The following is a 22,634-nucleotide window of genomic DNA, read 5'->3' on the forward strand; positions in this document are numbered from 1 at the left end:
ATTGCATACAAATGCGATTTTTTTCTGCTTTTTTAAAAAATATTCTTAAAAAACGCAAAATAATGCAAGTTTTAAATCTTTTTTACTTCTAAAATTTGTTGCGAAGATTAGTTTTTGCGTGCTGTTGCGGTTATTGCGGAAGAGTGTAATATTTATATCAATTATTTGATATATTTGTCTTGAATTTTAAAAATCGGGAAAAGATGCTAAAAGCTGAAAGACATAAATTTATAATGACTAAATTACTTGAAGAGCAAAAAGTTGTTACTACAGATTTAGCTTTGGCGCTCGATTTATCCGAAGACACGATCAGAAGAGATTTAAACGAATTAGATAGTAAAAAGCTTCTAGAGAAGGTATATGGCGGTGCAATTAAATTTGTAGAAAAGTCAGCAGATGTTTTTCAGATTGCAATAAATGCAGAAGACGAAAAGAAAAAAATTGTCACAAAAGCACTCTCTTTATTGCGTGACGGACAAGTAATTATAATGAGCGGCGGCAGTACAAATTTAGTATTTGCAAAGCTTATTCCTTCAGATTTAAAAGCAACTATATATACATATAGTCTTCCAATTGCTATGCAGTTGTCACAACATCCTAATGTAGATTTAATATTTATTGGCGGGAAGATGCAGAAAAACGCAATGGTTACAATTGGGATGGATGTAATACAGGTTGTGTCGAAAATAAAAGCAGATATTTGTTTTATTGGGGCAAGCAGTATTAGTATCAAACAAGGGCTGACAGAAGTAGGTTATGAAGTTTCTATTGTGAAAAAAGCAATGATAGAAGCCTCTGAAAAAGTGGTATCTATGTTTTCATCCAATAAATTAAATACCAAAATGCCTCATGGTGTTTGCGATCTTAGTCAGTTAGATACGATCGTAACGGAACTAGATCCTCAAGATCCTCTGTTAGAAGATTATCGAAAATCAGGAGTTTTTGTCTTATAATTTGAGTTTACTGCATCTTTTTTTGCGTTTTTTTGCGTGTTTTAAATTTTATTTTGTTAAATAATGCAAAATAATGAATTCTTTGCGTTTTTTGTATATATTTGTTAAACCAAAATATTACAAAGAACCGAGTCATGAAGAACAAACAATATCTTGCGAGTTTACTACTTTTTTTTGTCATAATTTTTTCTTCAAAAGCAGCACAAGTTGATACTGTTCTGGTTTTTAGTGCTTCGATGAAAAAAAACATTAAGACTTGTGTAATACTTCCGGACAGTTATAAAAAAAGTGATAAAAAATTTCCCGTTGTTTATCTGCTTCATGGTTACAGTGGTAATTATGCTTCTTGGGCAAAAGACTTCAAAGAACTTAAAAAGCAAGTCGATCTTTATAACTTTATTGTAATTGGTGTTGATGGAAATTACTCCAGCTGGTATTTTGACAGCCCGATTGATCCTTCTTTTAAATATGAAACCTATGTTACTTCAGAATTGGTTTCTTATATCGATAAAAACTACAAAACCATCTCCACTCGTGACGGCCGTGCTATTTCAGGTTTAAGCATGGGCGGGCACGGAGCGTTATATCTTTCAATAAAACATCAAGACATTTTTGGCGCGGCCGGAAGTATGAGCGGAGGAGTAGATTTCCGACCGTTTCCAGATAATTGGGATATCAAAAAACGTTTAGGTTCTATAAACGAATTTCCAGAAAATTGGAATAAAAACACCGTAGTAAATATGCTGGATTTATTACCAAATAATAGTCTAAAGCTGATTATTGATTGTGGTGTTGATGATTTTTTTATGAAAGTAAATCGAGATCTTCATGATAAAATGCTTGACAAGAAAATAAACCACGATTACATAGAACGTCCTGGAGAACATAATCTTGCTTATTGGGAAAATGCACTAAAATTTCAGCTTTTGTTTTTTAGTAATTTTTTCAATGAAAAAGCAAAAATATAAACGAATATGTTTGCTGATTACCACACAATCAGCCTGACATAAATTTTGGTTGGTTATCCTAACAGGTTTTTATAACCTGTTAGGTATTTTTTCATACCGGAAACCAATCTGCAGCTAACAAACCAAAAAAACTATGAAAAATATCAAAATTTTATTCCTGCTGTTATTCTTTCAAACCATTCTTTTCGGTCAGCATTCGCCAAAAAGAGAAATGAGAGCAGCATGGATTTCAACGGTAGAAAATATAGATTGGCCGTCAAAACCGGGATTGTCAGACAAACAAATGAAAGCAGAAATGATTACTATTTTGGATAATCTGCGTTCGAATAATCTGAATACCGTTATTTTTCAAATTCGTCCAACTGCCGATGCTTACTACAAATCTACCAAAGAGCCGGCTTCGCACTGGATAACAGGAACACAAGGTGTTGCCCCAGGTTTTGATCCGCTGCAATTAATGATTGATGAAGCCGGAAAACGCGGCATGAATGTTCATGTCTGGTTAAATCCATACCGCGTTCAGAAAGATACTATTAGAGATGTTTTGGCAAAATCGCACTTGTTTTTTAAGAAACCAAAGTTGTTTGTGACTTACGGAAAAAGCCGTTATTTTAATCCGGGATATCAGGAAACCAGAGATTTTGTTTCTTCTGTTGTGGGCGAAATTGTTCGTAATTATGATATTCAGGCCATTCATATGGATGATTATTTTTATCCGTATAAAATTACTGGTCAGGAATTTCCAGATGAAGAAGCTTTCGCTAAAGAACCGCGTCAGTTTAAAGACAAAGACAACTGGAGAAGAGATAATGTCGATTTAATTATCAAACAAATTCGAGATACTATTATTGCCAATAAACCAGAAGTAGAATTCGGAATTTCGCCTTTTGGCGTTTGGCGAAACAAAGCCAAAGATGCTGATGGTTCAAACACCGTGGCGGGACAAACCAATTACGACGATTTGTATGCCGATATTTTAAAATGGCAGAAAGAAAACTGGATCGATTATGTTACGCCTCAATTGTACTGGCACATTGGTTTTGACCGAGCTAATTATGAAGTTTTGGCAAAATGGTGGGCTTCTCACAAGTTTGGCGCGAATGTATACGTTGGCCACGGCGATTACAAAATTTCTAACACGGCAAAAGAACCAGAATGGAGAAGTCCTGATCAAATTGTAAAACAGATCGAAATGATTCGTAAAATGCCAAATATCGACGGTTCGATGCATTTTACAGCTTCCACTTTTCTTAAAAAAGGAGACACGCTTAGAAAACCTTTAATCGAAAAGCAATACAAATACATCGCCTTAACTCCAGAAGCGAATAGAATTACGAGAATTACACCACAGGCGCCGACAAATGCAGTTGCGGTACAAAAAGGCGACAAAGGAATTTTAAGTTGGAAAGCATCTTTAAACGATAAAAAATATGTGATTTATCGATTTGTAAAAGGAAAGATTACCGATTTTTCTAATCCAGAAAATATCTACAATGTCACAACTGCTGAAAAATTAGAAGTCTCAAATCCTGATTTTGATAAATATGTGTATGCTGTCACAGCGCTGAGTCAGACGCAGACCGAAAGTGCTCCAATCGAATTTACGCTAAAATAGACAGTAATGAAAAAGTATATTTATCTATTTGCCCTTTTCCTGAGTTCACTGACTATTTTACAAGCACAAAAATTGGATATTATTCCAAAACCTGTAAAAGTGAAACAGAAAGAAGGTGTTTTCATAATTCCTTCAACTGTAAATATTATTGTTGACGAAAAAATAAAAAGAAGTTCGGATTATATTAAAAATGGATTTTCAAAAAATACCAATACCAATCCGATTGTTTCTATTGGAACTAAAGCTCAAAAAAACAGTATTTTCTTTTTGGTGGATGAAAAGCTGAGTCTTCCAAACGAAGGATACAAATTAAGTGTTACCAAAAAAGGCGTTATTGTTAAAGGAAAAACAGCTAACGGAGTTTTAAACGGTTATAAAACTTTATTACAAATTTGCGTTGCCAAAGAAGTAAAAAAAGGAACAATTCCATTTGTAAAAATAGAAGATTATCCACGTTTTGAATGGCGTGGAATGATGCTAGACTGCTCGCGACAGTTTTTTGACAAACCCACCGTTAAAAATTATATTGACTGGCTGGCCGCACACAAAATGAATATTTTCCATTGGCATCTTACCGATGATAATGGCTGGCGAATAGAAATAAAATCAATGCCGGATCTTACAGCAAAAGGAGCGTGGCGCGGTCCAAGCGAAGTTTTATTACCATCTTATGGGTCAGGAAATCAACGTTATGGAGGTTTTTATACTCAGGATGATATTAAAGAAGTGGTAGCGTACGCTCAAGAAAGAGGTATTTCTATAATGCCAGAAATCGAAATTTCGGGACATTCACGTGCTGTAACGGCTTCCTATCCTGAAGTTGGATGCGCTATAACGCAGGAACTCAAAAGTGTTCAGGGTGAAGTAAAAAACGTTTGGTGCGTGGGACGCGAAGAAAACTACGAAATTCTGGATAACATTATTAAAGAAGTATCAGGACTTTTCCCTTTTGAATATATACACATTGCAGGAGACGAAGTCAATCGTGCCAATTGGGAACACTGCCCAAAATGTCAAGCTTTGATGGCGAAAGAAGGATTTACCGATAGTTTTCAGCTTCAGAATTATTTCTTTAAAAGAGTTCAGAAAATTGTAGATAAATACCATAAGAAAACAGATGGCTGGAATGAAATTCTGAAAGGCGGCGAAATCAATCCGAATACACTGATTTCTGCTTGGCAGGGAATTGGTTACGGAATCGAATCTGCAAAAAAAGGATACAAAACAATTATGATGCCGGGGCAGTATACTTATTATGATATGGCGCAATCTGAAACAGAACGCGGGCATCGCTGGGCGGCTATAACAGATACAAAACGAGCGTATTCATTTGAACCAATTCCAGATGCTGATTTAACACCCGAAGAGCAAAAAAACATAATTGGAGTTCAGGGTGCTTTGTGGAGCGAATATCTAGATCGTCCAGCAAGAATTATGGAATATCAGAGTTATCCGAGAATCTGTGCGCTTTCGGAAATTGGATGGTCGCAGAAAAAAGACAAAAACTGGGATGATTTTTATGGAAGACTTACCAACAGTCATTTAAAACGTTTGGCCGATATGGGAATTGCATTTAGAGATTTTCCTCCAACAGCGATTTATCAAAACGGAATTATTACAGTAACAACACCTTATGAAGGAGCAATTGTACGTTACGATGCACAAGGAAACGAACCGACGAGAAATTCTCCATTATACACCAATCCGATTAAGACAAAGAATTACGAACACTATTTTTTTAGAACTTTTTTTGATGAAAACTCGGCGAGTCCTTCAGTAAAAGTAGAAAAACTTCCAGTTGCAAAATGGAGCACTTCAAAAGCAGAAACAATTATTATTTCTGAAAATATTTCGGAACATATTGATAAAAAAGGGATTTGGTATTTGACATTCACAGCAGAAAAAGACGAAACAGCAAATGGAATGATTAAGTCGGTTTCATTGTTTGAAAATGATCAATTGATTCAATCCTATCCTGAAGAAAAAACATTAAAATCAAAACCTCGTCTTCGATTTTTGATTGAAAATTATAATGAAAAAAATACGTATCGTTTAGATTTTTCTGTTGAAAATAAAGAAGCAAAAGAAACTGCAGCAAAAGCAAATTTTAATTGTTCGCCTTATCTGGAGCCAGAAGTAAAAGTGACTTCTTCGATGGCAGAAAATCCGAAGTTTCCGATTTCGAATTTAGAAGATTATAATATCGAAACCTATTTAAGAACAGATGTTGCCTGCAAAGACGGCGATTGGATTTTGTACACTTTTACAAATCCAGTTGTTTCTTCTAAAATTGAAGTTTTAACGGGAATTCCGCATCATCCGAGATTTATTGCCAATGACGGTTTTGTAGAGTATTCGTATAATGGAATTGATTTTGAAAAAGGAGAAATTTTCGATTACGGAAATGCTTCTATTTATCCAAAACAACCTGTAAAAGCAGTAAGAATACAAATAAAAGGAACGAATAATGAACCTTTGATTGCAGCGGAGGATTTGAGAATTAATCCGTAATATTATGAAAACAGCAAAAATTATAATTGCATTATTGATTCTTTCAGGATTCAGTTGTTATGCACAAAAAACTGCAAATTCTTTTGATGTAAAACGAAATGAAGTTTATATCGATTCGATGATGACAAACGCATTAGAAAAAGGTTTTTTTCCAGGAGTGCAAATTATTGTTGGTACAGGAGATTTTAATCTTATAACCAAAAATTACGGTTATCACGACTACAGTAAAAAGCAATTAGTAAAATCGGAAGATGTTTTTGATCTGGCTTCTATGTCAAAAGTTTTAGGAGCAACGCTTGCAACTATGCGTTTGGTAGGGGAAAACAAAATAAAGCTGACAGATCAGGTAGGTCAAATTGTTCCGTTTTATAAAAATACGCCAATTGCCGATTTAACGCTTTTCGAACTCTTAACACACACTTCCGGTTTAAAAGCAAGTATCACTTTTTATCAAAGTCTGCTTTCAACGCCTGATGGTTCATCATTGTTGAGTAATCAAAAATCAGATCAATATCCAGATTTGTTTGATACGATGTATGTAAACAAAAACATCGTTTATGATGCCAATTATCTTTCTTTCGAACCTAAGGAAAATTGGGTTCAGATTTATAAAAACATGTGGATAAATCCAGCGTTTTATAAAACGGTTCATCAACAGATCGCTGCCGCAAATACTAATGTGCGTGGAAAATATGTTTACAGTGATCTGAACTTGATTTTGGTAAAAGAAATGATTGAAGCAAAAACAGGAAAAAAATTAGATCAGCTGACAAATGAAATTTATACCGAATTGGGAATTTCAAAAATTGGATACAATCCGTTAAAATGGACTTCTTTAGAAAATGTAATGCCGACAGAATTGGATAATTTCTTCAGAAAAGATACTATTCATGGATATGTGCATGACGAAGCTGCCGCAATTTTTGGTGGTGTTTCTGGAAATGCAGGTTTATTTGCCAATGCAGAGTCGATTGCCGTGATCTGCAAAATGTTGATGAACAACGGAAATTATAAAGGAAAACAAATTCTAAAAGAAAAAGTTGTAAAAGAATTTACAGAGTCACCGCTTGCAAAAGCAGGAATTTATCGCGGTTTAGGTTTTGACAAAAGAAAACCAGACGAGTTTTTTACAAAAGAGGATTTCGGACATACAGGTTTTACAGGAACTTTTTTCTTTATGAATCCAAACACTAACCGATTTTTGATTATTCTGACCAATCGCGTTAATCCAACAAGAACAAACAGATTAATGTACAAAGATGATTTTAGTGCTAAGATCTGGAAGCAAATTAATAAATTTTAAAAGTTTTATTAGCCACGACCCGAGCGATAGCGAACAGGCGAAGCAATTCACGAATTATTACAATCAAATTAGTTGAAATTTGGTGGTTACCTGCTTTCAAATTTTACAGATTAATTCGTGAATTCGTGGCAAAAAAATAAGAGAGTATGAAAAAACTAATCTTAATCTGTGTCTTAGTAACTACAGTTTCGTTTGCTCAAATAAAAACAGGAGCACAGAATTACAAAGCTTATTTGCCTTTGTTGAAAGGGAAAACAGTAGGAATTGTAACGAATCAAACTGGAATTATAGACGAGAAAACCCATTTGGTTGATTTTTTAGTAAAAGAAAATATAAAAATCAAAACCATTTTTGCGCCAGAACACGGTTTTAGAGGAACGGCTGATGCGGGTGAACACGTTTCAGACGAAATTGATTCGAAAACAGGTTTATCGATTACTTCTCTTTATGGAAAAAACAACAAACCAAATGCAGCACAATTAAAAGATATTGACGTCATGGTTTTTGATTTACAAGATGTTGGTACAAGATTATATACTTATGTTTCAACCATGCACAGAATTATGGAGGCTTGTGCCGAAAACAATAAACTGTTAATTGTACTTGACAGACCAAATCCGAATATAGCAATTATCGACGGGCCTGTTTTGGATATTGCTTTTAAAAGCGGTATCGGAATGCATCCAACGCCGTTGTTACACGGTATGACTTTGGGCGAAGAAGCCAAAATGATCAACGGACAAAAATGGCTCAAAGACGGCATTCAATGCAAACTGACTGTGATTCCGTGTTCAAATTATAACCGCACAATGAGTTACAGTCTTCCCGTTCGTCCTTCGCCAAATCTGCCAAACGATCAAGCGATCAATTTGTATGTAAGTTTATGTCTTTTTGAAGGAACAAATGTAAGTATGGGGCGCGGTACCGAAAAACAATTCCAAATTTACGGTTCGCCAGATCTGCCAAAAAGCAATTTTGCTTTTACACCAAAGCCTAATTTTGGAGATAAAAATCCTTTATATAACGGAATTGAATGTAACGGAGAAGATTTGTCGAAAATTCCGAAAATCAATAGATTGGAAATTAAATGGCTGATCAAAGCGTATCAAACAACAGCAGATAAATCTAAGTTTTTTGACAAAAGAAAATTTGCTATCCGGGCAGGAAATGAAAAACTACAGCAGCAAATAGAAGCTGGAATTTCGGAAGAAGAAATTCGAGAAAGCTGGAAACAGGGTTTGAGTGATTTTAAAAAGATGAGAAAACCCTATTTGATTTATCGTTAGAAAGAAAATCTTTTTAAGAAAATCATTTATGAAACGGAATATCATCAGAAAAAGTTCTTTGAAAAATTGATCTTAAATAATTGAAGTAAAATTTATGTCCTTCTAAAAAAAGGGTATTTCATTTTATTTATATTTGTCAGAAACCAATTAAAAAAATAAATTAATATGATTGTTATTCTAGCACTTATCGTTTTCTTACTATTATTCGGAATCGTGATGTATAACTCACTGATCGGAAAACGAAATCAGGTTACTAATGCATTTTCGGCAATTGATGTAATGTTGAAAAAACGTTTTGATTTGATTCCGAACCTTGTAGAGTTGGTAAAACAATACATGAATTACGAACAGGACACTTTAACCAAAATTGTAGAGCTTCGTGCCAAAGCCGTAAACGGTAATTTGAGTGATCAGGAAAAAGCAGCATTAGATACACAGTTGAGTGCCAGTGTAAGAGGTTTGATGGTAAATGTGGAGAATTATCCAGACTTAAAAGCCAATTCAAATTTTAATAACCTTCAGTCTACTTGGACAGAAAGCGAAGAACAAATTGCTGCTGCAAGAAGAACTTACAATGCTGCGGTTACCGATTATAATAATGCGATCATGATGTTTCCAGGAAATATGTTTGCCGGAATGCTGGGATATACCAAAATAGATGTGCTGGCAACTCAAGAAGAAGAGCGTAAAAATGTTAGTGCAAAAGAACTTTTTAATAATTAATGGATTCAGAAATAAACTTAAAAGAGCGATTACAGCAAGTACTGAATACATTAGAAGTTGATCGAAAAAAAATTGCCGAAACCTATCAAACCTGCTATATCTTATTTGGTCTGACAGTGTTGATTTTGATGGCAGGCTTATTTATCGGATTTGTAATCTTGGGTATTATCTGCTGCCTAGTTCCTTTGATTGTAGGGGTTGTAATGTATTTTCGTATCGAAGACGATGCCAAAATATATAAAAACAATTTTAAAACGAATGTTATCGGAGCGGCTTTAAAAGAAATTAACGAAACACTTACAATTACACCTAAAAGTGGATTTCCAAAATATGAGTTTATAAGTTCTGATCTTTTTTCGACAGAACCAGATCGTTACAAAACCGAAGATATGATCAGCGGTGTAAACGAGAAAACTTCTTTTTATTTTGCAGAAGTTCATGCCGAATATAAAACAGAAAGACAAGATAAAAATGGCTCTACAAGTACTACTTGGCATGACATTTTTAAAGGAATTATTTTTGTTGCTGATTTCAATAAAAATTTTGATACGGCAACAATAGTTCGTCCAAAAAATTTTGGTAATTCGGTAAGATCTTGGTTCTCAAAAAATGTTTTCAATATTAACAGCACTCAAATTGTACAGCTAGAAAATACTGATTTTGATAACACATTTGTTACGTACTCCAGCGATCAAATACAAGCAAGGTATATTTTGACACCAGCCTTGATGGAAAGAATTTTGGACTTAAACAGTAAATCAGATGGAACCATTTCAGTTTCTTTTACAGCTTCAAAAATGTATATCGCTTTTCCGTTAGATTATAATTACTTCGAAGCGCCAATTCATGAGACACTTTTAGCTTCAAATTTACTTGAAAATGATCTTTCGATTGTGAGATTCATGTATGACATTGTTCACGAATTGGATTTGAATACAAGGATTTGGGGTAAAGAATAGTTTTAGTCAAAATGAAGAACAATAAATAAGAGTGAATTAAAATCCCGAACACATGAAATCAAATTTAGCCTTCGTTTTCCATTTTTTATATTGGGTTTGGTTTGTTTATTTCTTTTTTTTCGTGGCAGATGAGATTCTTGCCCTCCGCCAGACTTTAATCGGCGAAGGCAAGATTTTCATGATCGTGATTACTTTTGTTTTATTCTTCGTCGGGCTTTTTCTGTACTTGTTTACACTAACTTTTGAAATTTCAAATCAAATGGGTAAAAATGTTCGAGCCGGCTCCCTTGTTTTGTGTGTTATTTTGATTGTCGTCTTTTTTATAGTTTTTAAAAGCAACAGCGAATTAAAAATTAGTTATTAAATAAGATAAATGCCTTTGTGACAACAAAAAAACTTAAAATTTCAAAGTTGTTATTTCAGATAAATCAGAATTAAAATGAACAAACGAAGCAGGAAATCCCGCTTTAATTTTTCCGTATTGATCTCCTAATCCGATCGCGTCTGCAACACGGCAAGTAGCCATTTTTATGGCTTCATCTACAGAAACATTCAAATGATGATAAGCGTTTTGAACTGCTTCTTCCATTGAAATGGTAGCTCCCGCGAGATTTCCGTCTTCATTTCTGTAAAAACCATTTACCAAATGAGCATCAAAATTATCCCATTTAAAATTTTCGATTTTTCGTCCAAGGAAAGTAGCGTCACTTATCAGGAAGAATTTATCCTTTTTTAATTGGTAAGCAATTTTAGCAGCAGCATAATCACAATGAACACCGTCTAAAATAACAGGAGCAAATACATTTTCGTTTTCAAAAACAGCACCAACCAATCCAGGTTCGCGGTGTCCGAATTGTGTCATTGCGTTAAACAAATGCGTAACAAGTTTAATGCCTTTCGAAAAATAGTGCTGTGCTTCTTTGTGTGTTACGGTTGAATGTCCGATCGAAATTTCAAAACCGCTGGCCAAAAGCATGTCTAGCTGTTCGTCTGTAAAACATTCTGGAGCAATTGTAATTACTTTAATCACATCTTTTCCGCGTTCGATAATTTCTTTAAGTTCTGCGTTTGTAGGTTTTCGAACCTGATCAATGCTATGGGCGCCTCGTTTTTGCGGATTCAGAAATGGTCCTTCCAAATGCATTCCGATTACGCCGTTATGGTGTTTGTTTCTATAATTACGAACCGATTCGATTCCTTGTAGAATCGTTTCTCTTGAAGATGAAATCAAACAAGGCAGTACGTGAGTTGTGCCATATTTAAGACTTGCATCATAAATATCTTGAATCGTTTCTTCTGTTGGAGTTTGGCTGAAATATTTTTTCTCGCCTCCATTTATCTGAATATCAATAAAACCAGCTGAAATATGTTTTCCCTTTAAATCAATTTTTTGAATATCACTGGGAATTTCTTTCTGAACAGAAAGTATTATGCCGTTTTCAATAATTATTACTTCGTTGGTTAGTATTTCTTCACCCGTATGTATAGTTGAATTGATAATCGCTTGTTTCATTTTTTGTTTAGAATCTTGTTTTATGAATATGATGATTTGCTGTTTTTTCTAGTTACTTCTTTTGAAAACAAAGAAAGTTTTTCCTGAAAAAGATAGGTTTTATGAAAAAGTTAATTTAAGTCAATTTGAATAAAAATTAAATGATATTTTGAAATATTCCGTCCAAAAACCTGCGAATATTTCAGTTTAATTTTAGGCCATTTTTATTGAAAAATGGTTCAAAAATTAAACACTCAAAAATAAGAAAAATAAAGACAATAATCTTTAAAATACACCTCGTAAACCTGTGAATCTTTGTGGGTTTTAAGGTAAAAAATAAGTAATTTTACAACGCAATTTTAGATCAAAAAAACAACAAACTATATGTCCATTCAAAAAGAATTAGATCAATTAGCAGCATCGCTTGAAGGAACACTTTTATACGATGATCTTCATAAAACTCTTTATTCAACAGATGCTTCAGTTTATCGCATAAAACCGAAAGCAGTTGCGATACCAAAAACCGAGGAAGATATTGCGAAATTGATTGCCTTTGCTGCAAAACACGAAATCTCGATTACGCCAAGAACTGCAGGAACTTCGCTGGCAGGACAGACAGTTGGAGACGGATTGGTTGTAGATGTTTCGAAGAATTTTACTAAAATTTTATCTTTTGATGCAGAGAAGAAAACCGTAACGGTACAGCCAGGTGTAATTCGCGATGAACTGAATTTATTCTTAAAACCTCACGGCGTATTTTTTGCTCCAATTACTTCGACTTCAAATCGTGCGATGATTGGCGGAATGGTTGGAAATAATTCTTCGGGGACAACTTCTATTCGTTATGGTGTTACAAGAGATAAAATTGTTGAGGTTAAAGGATTTTTGAGTGACGGTTCTAAAGTTGTTTTTAAAGATTTGACATCGGCAGAATTTATAGAAAAAACGAAAGGAGATACTTTAGAAAATAAAATATACAAATCAATTTACGACGAACTTTCGGTTAAGGAAACGCAGGAAGAAATTATAAAAGAGTTTCCGAAACCTGAAATTCACAGAAGAAATACAGGTTATGCAGTTGATATTCTGCTGAAATCAGAATTGTTTGGCGGAACTGAACCAACAATCAATCTTGGAAAACTGCTTTGTGGAAGTGAGGGAACGTTAGCTTTTACAACCGAAGTAGTTTTGAAAGTGGATGATTTACCACCAGCTCATAACATTATGGTCGTAGCGCATTATCATACGATTCAGGAATCTTTAGAATCGGTTGTAGTGGCAATGAAACATCATTTGTACACTTGCGAAATGATCGATGACACCATTTTGGATTGTACCAAAACAAATCGTGAACACGTAAAAAATCGTTTCTTTTTAGTTGGAGAACCAAAAGCGATTATGATGTTTGAAGTGGCTTCGAATTCATTAGAAGATGCTGAAAAACAAGCAGATGCTTTGATAGCCGATTTGGAAAAACATAATTTTGGTTATGCCAGCGTAAAAATTTATGGTGCTGATATTGAGAAAGCAAACGAATTGAGAAAAGCGGGTCTCGGACTTCTTGGAAGTATTGTCGGCGATGATAAAGCTGCCGATTCTATTGAAGATACCGCAGTAGAATTGAGCGATTTACCAGCTTACATTGCAGAATTTTCAGCCATGATGTTACGTCACGGACAAGAAGCAATTTATTATGCGCACGCAGGTGCGGGAGAATTGCATTTACGTCCGGTTTTGAATTTAAAGAAAACCTCAGATTTAAAATTATTTAGAACCATCGCGACTGATGTAGCACATTTAGTGAAAAAATATCGAGGTTCGTTAAGCGGGGAACATGGTGATGGAATCGTACGTGGAGAATTTATTCCATTTATGGTGGGCGAAAAGAATTACGAATTACTGAAAAGAATCAAATTGGCATTCGACCCAAATTCAGTTCTGAATATCGGAAAGATTGTGAATGCCCTAAAAATGGACGAAAATCATCGTGTGGTTTCGGGCAGGGTAGAACCAGACATAAAAACTTTTCAGGATTTTTCAGATAGTTTAGGTGTTTTACGCGCGGCCGAAAAGTGTAACGGTTCTGGTGACTGTAGAAAACTGCCGTCGGCGGGAGGAGCAATGTGTCCGAGTTATCGTGCTACAAAAAATGAAAAAGAAACAACACGTGCAAGAGCCAACGCTTTACGCGAATATTTGACGTATTCTGAGAAAGAAAACAAATTCGACCAGAAAGAATTATACGAAGTTTTTGAGTTGTGTGTAAGCTGTAAAGCCTGCGCAAGCGAATGTCCGAGTAACGTAGACGTTGCCACTTTAAAAGCCGAATTTTTATACCAATATCAAAAAGCAAACGGATTCTCAACCCGAAATAAAATTTTTGCCAACAACGCAAAACTGAACAAAATGGGAAGTAAATTCCCTTCAATAACGAATTTTATTTCGAATCAGTCTTTGGTAAAGAAAACAATGGGAATTGCTCCTGAAAGACAAGTGCCGTTATTAGCGAAAAAGACTTTTAGAAAATGGTTTGCTAATAACAAACCGATAACAACAAATTTCCCGAACGGAAGATTATACTTGTTTGTAGACGAATTCACGAATTATTATGATGTCAATATCGGAATCGATGCTTTCGAATTATTGACCAAATTAGGTTATCAGGTTTTAGTAATCGATCACGAAGAAAGCGGGAGAACGTATCTTTCGAAAGGATTTTTAGAAGAAGCCAAAAAGATTGCGAATCATAACGTGAATGTTTTTAAAGATTTAGTTTTAGGAAATGCACCTTTAATCGGAATTGAACCTTCGGCAATTTTGACTTTTAGAGATGAATACCTTCGTCTAGCGGATGATAAAGAAGCTGCAGAAAAATTGTCTAGAAATGCTTTTACGATTGAAGAATTCTTTAAAAAAGAAATCATAGATGGTAAAATCACACCAGATTCTTTCTCTGAAGAAACGAAAGAAATTAAAATTCACGGACATTGTCATCAGAAGTCTTTGAGTTCTGTAGAAGCGACTTTCGCAATGTTGAATTTACCAAAGAACAATACGGTTACGATTTATAATTCTGGCTGCTGTGGAATGGCGGGTTCTTTCGGTTACGAAAAAGAACATTATAAAGTGAGCATGCAAATGGGAGAGGATACGCTGTTTCCAAAAGTACGCAACACTGCTGAAAATGTAAAAATCGCTGCTGCAGGAACAAGCTGTCGTCATCAAATTTATGATGGAACGAGTCGTGAGGCGCAGCATCCTGTGAGTATTTTAAGAAGTTGCTTGAAGTAATTTAACGCAAAGAATGCAATCTCGATAGCTATCGGGAACGTGAAGGCTCGCAAAGATTTTATTCTCTCGCAGATTTGGCAGATTGAGCAGATTATTTTTTTTATTTCACGCAGATTTAAAAAGATTTGAGCTGATTTTGTAGATTTGATTTTAAAATCTGTGTAAATCTTTCATCTTAATAAAAATCTGCATTATCTGCTAAATCTGCGAGAGAAAAAAATAGCCACAGATTAAAAGGATTAGATAGATTTTGTTTCACGCAGATTTTGCTGATTTAAGCAGATTTTACAGATTCAATTTTTAAAAAATCTGCGTAAATCTTTTGCTTGCAATCAAAATTTATATTATCTGCTAAATCTGCGTGAAAAATATAATTCGAGAAAATTTGTGCAATTTGTGGCAAAAAAACTATTTCAGACTAACTTTTTTACCTGTTTCAGCAGCTTTATAAATAGCATTGATGATTTTGACATCTTTAATTCCTTCTTCACCAGTAATATGATTTGGAAGTTTTTTGTTTGCTAAAATGACTTTACAAATCTCATCCATTTGGGTTTGCTGTTGGTTGATGACCGGAAAATTAAATGGTTTTCCATCAGATCTCTTGCCTATAAAAGGTCCATAACTCACCGCAGGACTCATTTCGAAGAAACCTTCATCTGCAGCCGCATAAAATCGATCAATGCCAAAGCCATAAGAACTGCTGCAATTAGCAACAGCACCACTTGGAAATTCCATTTGCCAAGTGATATTTTCTTCAACCTGAGCAAATCTGTTTTTGTTGTTTATATTTCCAAATTGCGCGGTAACAGTAATTGGTTCTTCTCCTAAAACATAACGCGAAACCTGAATACAATAAACTCCTAAATTTATCAAGGTACCGCCGCCTGCCCATTTTTTAGTAAGTCTCCATTCGTTACGAGCATTTAAATCGACAGGTTTATTAATGTCGCGAACATCATAAGTGCTGTAACCAAGACCAGTTTCAATATAACGAACTTGACCTAAAACTTTTTCTTGTCCCAGTCGTTTTACTTCCAGATGATTCGGTTCGTAATGCAGGCGATAACCCATTGCCAATTGTACGTTGTTATCGTTGCAGGCTTTAATCATTTCTTCGCAGTCCTCGACAGTAATTGCCATTGGTTTTTCGACAATAACATGTTTTCCTGCTTTTGCTGCGCGGACAGTAAATTCTTTATGAAGCGAATTTGGAGTCACAACGTACACCAAATCAATGTCTTTGTTTTTTACGATGGAATCGAAATTCTCATAATTGTAAATATTTTTCTCCGAAATATTATACTTTTTCTTCCATGTTTCAGCTTTAGCAGGTGTTCCAGTCACGATTCCGGCAAGCTGACAATATTCAGAAACCTGAAGACCTTCAGCCAATAATGACGCGTAGTTTCCTAAGCCGCAGAGCGCGATATTTAATTTTTTTCCAGTATAAGTTTTCTGAACTTTTTCGGTTTCAGTTAAAAAAGAGGGAAGAGTCGTCATTACAACCGAAGCACCAACACCAATTCCAAATTTGTTTACAAAAGAACGCCTTGTGATTTTTTCCATAGGTTTATCGTTAAAAAATTAAACATTTCATTGATTAGTAGGGTAATGATTAAAAAAGTTACATTTTGAATGTTTGACTGCTGATTTTATAATCTGTATTTATCTGTTGTAATCCAATCAAATCTGTATGAAACAAAAAAATCTGCTGCAGAAAAAAAACTTAGTGTCTTATTGACTTAGCGGTTTAAAAAAAATCACACAATAAAACAAAATCGTTTTATATATTTGATATAAAGATAATTTTTGCATTATTTGCAAAATAAAAGCATTAAGTCTCTATTAAATTAATTTAACCGCAAGGCACTATATGGCATTTTCAAGTTTATTCCGAAAAAAGACGGTACAAGATATATTAAAACAAGTTGCAAAAAATGAGGCAGACGGTCATGAGGCGTTAGGAAAACACTTAACGACAAGAGATTTAACTGCATTCGGGATCGCTGCAATTGTTGGAGCGGGAATCTTTAGTACGATCGGAAAAGCCAGTGCAGATGGAGGTCCAGCTGTAATATTCTTGTTCCTTTTTACCGCTTTGGCTTGTAGTTTTGCTGCTTTTGCTTATGCTGAATTTGCTTCGATGGTTCCAGTTTCAGGTAGTGCTTATACATATTCGTATGTGGCTTTTGGAGAAATTATTGCATGGATAATTGGATGGGCTTTAATCATGGAATACGCCGTCGGAAATATAACGGTCGCTATATCGTGGAGTGATTATTTTACGGGACTGCTCCATAGCGGCGGTATAGATTTACCGCAATGGATTCAGATGGATTATTTGACTGCTTCAAGCGGTTTTAATGATGCAGAAGCTTTAATGCGTGGCGGAAAATCGTTCGAAAATCTAAGTGTCGCTTTACAGCAGGCACATACAGCTTGGACAACAGCACCAACAATTGGTTCTTTTCATTTTGTAACTGATATTCCGGCTTTATTCATTATTATATTGATTACAGCTTTGGTTTACAGAGGAATGAAAGAATCTCGTAACGCAAGTAACTTGATGGTTGTGGTAAAACTTTGTGTAGTTCTATTAGTAATTGCAGTTGGAGTTTTTTACGTAGATACGGCCAATTGGGATCCGTTTGCGCCAAATGGAGTTGGAGGAGTTTTAAAAGGTGTTTCGGCAGTTTTCTTTGCTTATATTGGTTTTGATGCCATTTCTACAACCGCAGAAGAATGTAAAAATCCGCAAAGAGATTTACCACGCGGTATGATGTGGGCGATCATTATTTGTACCATTTTATATATTGCTATTGCCTTGGTTTTAACTGGAATGGTAAAATACCACGAACTAAATGTTGGAGATCCTTTAGCATTTGTATTCGATAAATTAGACCTAAAATGGATGTCAGGAATTATTGCTGTAAGTGCAGTAGTAGCAATGGCAAGTGTTTTATTAGTTTTTCAAATGGGACAGCCTCGTATCTGGATGAGTATGAGTCGTGATGGATTATTACCAAAGAAATTTTCAACCGTTCACCCGAGATTCAAAACACCATCTTTTGCTACAGTTGTAACTGGTTTTGTGGTTGCAATTCCGGCTTTGTTTTTGAATTTGACAATGGTAACCGATTTATGCAGTATCGGAACTTTATTTGCCTTTGTATTGGTTTGTGCGGGAGTTTTGGTACTTCAAAATAAACCAGAAATTCCTAGAGGAAAATTCAAAACGCCTTATATCAATTCAAAATATATTCTGCCAGTTTTAATGATTGCAGGAATTTATTATGCTTTTGCTTTCAATAATAAAGCAACAATGGCTTTTATTAATAACGAATCTCAAACTTTTGATGCTACAACAATTGTAACTTCATTAGATAAAACAGATTCATATAAAGTTTATAATTATTTAAAAAGCATCGATGCAAATAATAAAACTTCTGAAACATCAGATTTAGAACATTTGTTAAGCCAATATCAAGATGATGAAGCTAAATATGCCGAAGTTGTAAAAGGGCTACCAATTAGTGATTCATTAAAATATGAAACAGGTTTTAGTTTATTCAAGCACAAAATTCCGATGTGGATTTTCTTATTTGTTTTGGTTGGATTAGCGGTTTGGGCTTTCAGAAAAAACCTGTCTTTAATTCCGCTTTTAGGACTTATCTGTTGTCTTTACATGATGGCGGAATTAAGCGTTTGGAACTGGATTTATTTTACTGTTTGGTTAATCATCGGATTGTTGATTTACTTTGGCTACAGCCGAAAAAATAGTAAACTCAATACTCAAGTTATAAGTTAAGAAAGAGTCAAGAGTTATAAGTTATAAGCCGTTCTGAAATCTCAGAACGGCTTTTTTGTTTTTCTCCCGCAGATTTAGGAGATCGATGAGATTTTTCAATATTAAATAAATCTGCCGAATCAGCTAAATCTGCGAGAGAAATTTTGCAATTCTGCATCTTAAAGATCTTTGCCCATTTTTATTTCATGCAGATTCCGCAGATCATGCAGATTACTTTTTAATTGATCTGCATGATCTGTATAAATCTTTTAAAATCTGCGTGAAATAAAATTTTCCCAGCTAAGTTCTTTTTTCTCAGGCTATTTAAAAAAAGGTATTTTTTTATAGAAATATTCTTATGTTTTGATAGCGCTTTTTCTTAAGTTTGTTTTTAATAAAAGTCAAAATTTAATTTTAAATAAATGGGATTTCTCGATAAAATACTGGGCAAGAAAGACGCGCCAATACAATCTAATAATGATTTCTGGAACTGGTTTTTAAAACATGAAAAAGATTTTTTTAAAATCGTAAAAAACAGACAAAATATTCATCAAGATTTTTTTGGAAAACTTGCTCCTAAACTTGACGAAGTCCACGACGGAATTTATTTTTTAACTGGAATGCTTGATGATAACACAGTTGAGTTGATCTTGACACCAGACGGAGTAATCAGAAATATTTATGCCATAGAAGAGTTGGTAAATGCATCTCCGAAAATTGAAGGTTGGAAATTTACGTCATTAAAACCTGCATCTGACATTCAAAATATTGGAATTGATTACGAGGGTTTTAAGTTTAATAAAGATAATTTAAAGTTTTATCCAAACCTTCATGATGGTTATCCTGACGAAATTGACTTAACTGTTGTGTATGATAATTTCGTAGAAGAAAAGAGAGCAATTATAGCGAATGGCGTATATATCTTGTTGGATAATTATTTGGGCGAACTGCATTCGGTTACTTTGATTGATAACATGAAAATTGTTGGTCCAAATGATGTTACCGAAGAATTAATTCCGATTGAGAAATTGAAAGATTATCTAATTTGGAGAGAAAAAGAATTTGTAGAAAAATACGAAGGAACAAGACATAATACGGAGAATGATAATTATTCAAGTTTTGAAGCCTCTAAAAAAGATGGAGGAATTGTGATTGCTATCATGAATAGTGATCTTTTAAAATGGGATAAAAAAGCTTCGCATCCGTGGGTTTTTATTACTACAATTCCATTTGATGGAAACAATAACAATAATGGAATGCCAGACGATGAAACATATCAGCTGTTAAATGCAATTGAGGACGAAATAACATTAGAACTTAAAGATCTAGAAGGTTATTTAAACATTGGAAGACAAACTTCAGCAAATAAAAGAGAAATCTTTTTTGCCTGTAAAGACTTCAGAAAACCGACCAAAGTAGCAGATCAATTGATGGAAAAATACAAGAGCACATTTGAAATAAGCTACGAAATTTATAAAGACAAATACTGGCAGTCGTTTAGAAATTTTGAACAAAATTAAAGTAAGCCGTTCTGAAAATAATATCAGAACGGCTTTTTATTTTTTCTCCCGCAGATTTGGCAGATTTATTAAATATTTTAAAAAAAATCTCCTTGATCTGCTAAATCTGCGAGAGATATTTTTACGGCTTTTATCTTTACGAGCTTTGTCTATATTTTGTTTCACGCAGATTCTGCAGATTTTAGCAGATTTAATTCGATTTTTGTTTTTAAAATCTGCGCACATCAGCTTAAATCTTTTAAAATCTGCGTGAAACAAAACTTAAAATCTTAGAAACTCAGAAGCTTAGTAACTTAGTAACTTAGTAACTCAGAACCTTAGAATCTTTTTCAAAAACTCCAAGTTCAACCATACAAGCCTTCATCATTTCGTAAGTGCGTTGAATATCATTATCCAAACCAATAGAAAAACGAATTAAACCGTCTGTCAATCCCATTTCTGCTTGTTCTTCTAACGGAATTTCGCTTGAAGTAGAAGTTCCCGGCGCACTGAAAAGCGTTTTATAAAATCCTAAACTCACTGCCAGATAACCAAGATTTCTTTCCTGCATTAATTCCATTAATTCATTCGCTTTCGCTAAAGTTCCAACATCAATTGTCATCATTCCTCCAAAACCATATTCCGGATTAATCATTGTTTTGTACAATTCATGACTTGGGTGACTTTTCAATCCAGGATAAACCGTTTTTAAACCGTCTTTTTCAAATTGATCAGCTAGAAAATGTGCATTGTGACTGTGTTGTTTAATTCGGATATGAAGCGTTCGCAGGTTCTTCATCACACTTGCAGAACGAAGACTGTCCATCGTTGGGCCTAACAGCATACTCGCACCAGAATTTACGTTTTTCAATGAATTAATAAATTCTTTAGAAGCACAAGTTACGCCGCCAACGGTATCACTGCTTCCGTTAATATATTTGGTCAAAGAATGAATTACGATGTCAGCACCCAATTTTGCAGGAGAAACAGAAAGTGGTGAAAAAGTATTATCTACAACTAATTTTAAGTTGTGTTTTTTAGCAATTTTAGCCAATCCCGAAATATCAGCAACTTCCAAAAGAGGATTACTTACTGTTTCGCAATACAAAACTTTCGTTTTAGAAGTAATCGCTTTTTCTACAATATCTAGCTTTGTAATGTCTACAAATGAGGTTTCAATTCCAAAACGAGGTGTGAAGTTTTTTAGGAAAGCATAAGTTCCTCCATAAATCGTTCGGCTTGAAACAATATGATCGCCCGCACCGCACAATTGGAGTAGAGTAGGCGTAATAGCTCCCATTCCCGAAGCCGAAACATTTGCTGTTTCTGTTCCTTCCATCGCAGCCAAAGCCTCATCCAGATACAAATTACTTGGCGAAGAATGACGCGAATACAAATAACAGCCTTCCATATTGCCTTCAAAAGTATCGAACATCGTTTTTGCCGATAAAAAAGTATAAGTCGAAGAATCAGAAATCGACGGATTCACACCGCCAAATTCACCAAAATATTGCAAATCCTGAATTTTATCTGCTGGATTAAAGTCTTTCATAATAGTTAGTTTTTTTGTTTTGTTTCAAGTCGTTCAAAAGAAAATCTACTCAAAGAAAAGTTTTATTAGAAAAAATGTCAATAATTACATGTTTTTATAGATTTTAAAACTATAAATATTTATTTATATTGATTTTTAATCTAAATTTGAGATGAAAAATCTAATTCTGTAGATTTTCTTTCAACTTAAAAAAATAAATATGATTCTTGACGAAATCGATAAAAAGCTCATAGTTTTACTCCAAACCGATAGTAAAAAGACCAATAAAGAATTGTCTTTAAAACTCAATTTATCTGTGACAGCAGTTTACGAACGAATCAAAAAACTGGAGCGAGAAGGAATAATCAAAAACTACGTTGCTCTAGTAGATAAATCCAAAATTGATAAAGGTTTTGTGGTGTTTTGCCATTTAAAACTCATTCAGCATACAAAAGAATTCTTAACAAAATTCGAAAGCGAAGTCATCAAACTCAATGAAGTTTTAGAATGCCATCACGTAAGCGGCGATTACGATTATATTCTAAAAGTCCTTGTAAAAGACATGGAAGCGTACAGAGAATTTTTGGTAACCAAACTTACTTCGCTTCAGCATATCGGAAGTACACAAAGTATGTTTATGATTAGTGAAGTGAAGAATTCTACGGTGATTTCTTTTTAAGATTCTAAGGTTATGAGATGCTCAGGTTCTAAGT

16 protein-coding genes are annotated in these 22,634 nt (G+C 34.4%); 13 read left to right on the forward strand and 3 right to left on the reverse strand.

Annotated elements, in window-relative coordinates:
• Positions 1-203: 203 nt before the first annotated feature.
• The 9 genes from ACFSC2_RS09470 to ACFSC2_RS09510 all read left to right on the forward strand — a co-directional run bounded on the left by ACFSC2_RS09470 (position 204) and on the right by ACFSC2_RS09510 (position 10,682).
• Positions 204-953: a DeoR/GlpR family DNA-binding transcription regulator gene (locus ACFSC2_RS09470; protein ID WP_379814233.1), complete on the forward strand. Its 750-nt coding sequence runs from the start codon at positions 204-206 to the stop codon at positions 951-953.
• 134 nt (positions 954-1,087) lie between these two features.
• Positions 1,088-1,921, forward strand: a complete 834-nt coding sequence (locus ACFSC2_RS09475; protein ID WP_379814232.1) for an alpha/beta hydrolase — start codon at positions 1,088-1,090, stop codon at positions 1,919-1,921.
• A gap of 133 nt (positions 1,922-2,054) precedes the next feature.
• Positions 2,055-3,536, forward strand: a complete 1,482-nt coding sequence (locus ACFSC2_RS09480) for a glycoside hydrolase family 10-like protein (protein WP_379814231.1) — start codon at positions 2,055-2,057, stop codon at positions 3,534-3,536.
• A gap of 6 nt (positions 3,537-3,542) precedes the next feature.
• Positions 3,543-6,047 (forward strand): beta-N-acetylhexosaminidase, encoded by a 2,505-nt coding sequence (locus ACFSC2_RS09485; protein ID WP_379814229.1) that lies wholly within the window; start codon positions 3,543-3,545, stop codon positions 6,045-6,047.
• Between the two features lie 4 nt (positions 6,048-6,051).
• On the forward strand, positions 6,052-7,350 hold the full coding sequence (locus tag ACFSC2_RS09490; protein ID WP_379814228.1) for a serine hydrolase domain-containing protein: 1,299 nt from the start codon (positions 6,052-6,054) through the stop codon (positions 7,348-7,350).
• A gap of 146 nt (positions 7,351-7,496) precedes the next feature.
• On the forward strand, positions 7,497-8,636 hold the full coding sequence (locus ACFSC2_RS09495; protein ID WP_379814227.1) for an exo-beta-N-acetylmuramidase NamZ family protein: 1,140 nt from the start codon (positions 7,497-7,499) through the stop codon (positions 8,634-8,636).
• Positions 8,637-8,801: 165 nt separating this feature from the next.
• A complete protein-coding gene (locus ACFSC2_RS09500) occupies positions 8,802-9,359 on the forward strand; it encodes a LemA family protein (RefSeq protein WP_379814226.1) in 558 nt (185 codons plus the stop codon).
• Positions 9,359-10,318: a DUF3137 domain-containing protein gene (locus ACFSC2_RS09505; protein ID WP_379814225.1), complete on the forward strand. Its 960-nt coding sequence runs from the start codon at positions 9,359-9,361 to the stop codon at positions 10,316-10,318. Before ACFSC2_RS09500 ends, ACFSC2_RS09505 begins: the two co-directional genes overlap by 1 nt.
• A 52-nt stretch (positions 10,319-10,370) precedes the next feature.
• Positions 10,371-10,682, forward strand: a complete 312-nt coding sequence (locus tag ACFSC2_RS09510) for a hypothetical protein (protein ID WP_379814224.1) — start codon at positions 10,371-10,373, stop codon at positions 10,680-10,682.
• A 33-nt stretch (positions 10,683-10,715) separates the two neighbouring features.
• Here the strand turns inward: ACFSC2_RS09510 and nagA are convergent, their stop codons facing one another.
• Positions 10,716-11,831 carry an N-acetylglucosamine-6-phosphate deacetylase gene (nagA, locus tag ACFSC2_RS09515; RefSeq protein WP_379814223.1) on the reverse strand — a complete coding sequence of 372 codons (1,116 nt, stop codon included), beginning with the start codon at positions 11,829-11,831 and terminating at the stop codon, positions 10,716-10,718.
• Between the two features lie 363 nt (positions 11,832-12,194).
• On the opposite strand from nagA, the gene ACFSC2_RS09520 reads away from it, so the two are divergent.
• Complete coding sequence (locus ACFSC2_RS09520; RefSeq protein ID WP_379814222.1) at positions 12,195-15,101, forward strand: FAD-binding and (Fe-S)-binding domain-containing protein; 2,907 nt, start codon at positions 12,195-12,197, stop codon at positions 15,099-15,101.
• 408 nt (positions 15,102-15,509) lie between these two features.
• Here ACFSC2_RS09520 and ACFSC2_RS09525 read toward each other — a convergent pair whose 3' ends face one another.
• On the reverse strand, positions 15,510-16,670 hold the full coding sequence (locus ACFSC2_RS09525) for a Gfo/Idh/MocA family protein (protein ID WP_379814221.1): 1,161 nt from the start codon (positions 16,668-16,670) through the stop codon (positions 15,510-15,512).
• Between the two features lie 307 nt (positions 16,671-16,977).
• On the opposite strand from ACFSC2_RS09525, the gene ACFSC2_RS09530 reads away from it, so the two are divergent.
• Positions 16,978-18,912 (forward strand): amino acid permease, encoded by a 1,935-nt coding sequence (locus ACFSC2_RS09530; RefSeq protein ID WP_379814220.1) that lies wholly within the window; start codon positions 16,978-16,980, stop codon positions 18,910-18,912.
• 401 nt (positions 18,913-19,313) lie between these two features.
• Positions 19,314-20,411 carry a DUF695 domain-containing protein gene (locus ACFSC2_RS09535; RefSeq protein WP_379814219.1) on the forward strand — a complete coding sequence of 366 codons (1,098 nt, stop codon included), beginning with the start codon at positions 19,314-19,316 and terminating at the stop codon, positions 20,409-20,411.
• A gap of 301 nt (positions 20,412-20,712) precedes the next feature.
• Here the strand turns inward: ACFSC2_RS09535 and ACFSC2_RS09540 are convergent, their stop codons facing one another.
• Positions 20,713-21,942 (reverse strand): aminotransferase class I/II-fold pyridoxal phosphate-dependent enzyme, encoded by a 1,230-nt coding sequence (locus tag ACFSC2_RS09540; RefSeq protein WP_379814218.1) that lies wholly within the window; start codon positions 21,940-21,942, stop codon positions 20,713-20,715.
• Positions 21,943-22,141: 199 nt separating this feature from the next.
• On the opposite strand from ACFSC2_RS09540, the gene ACFSC2_RS09545 reads away from it, so the two are divergent.
• On the forward strand, positions 22,142-22,600 hold the full coding sequence (locus ACFSC2_RS09545) for an Lrp/AsnC family transcriptional regulator (protein ID WP_379814217.1): 459 nt from the start codon (positions 22,142-22,144) through the stop codon (positions 22,598-22,600).
• Positions 22,601-22,634 lie beyond the last annotated feature (34 nt).

Origin of the sequence: Flavobacterium artemisiae (assembly GCF_042678225.1) — a bacterium.
Taxonomy (GTDB): domain Bacteria; phylum Bacteroidota; class Bacteroidia; order Flavobacteriales; family Flavobacteriaceae; genus Flavobacterium; species Flavobacterium artemisiae.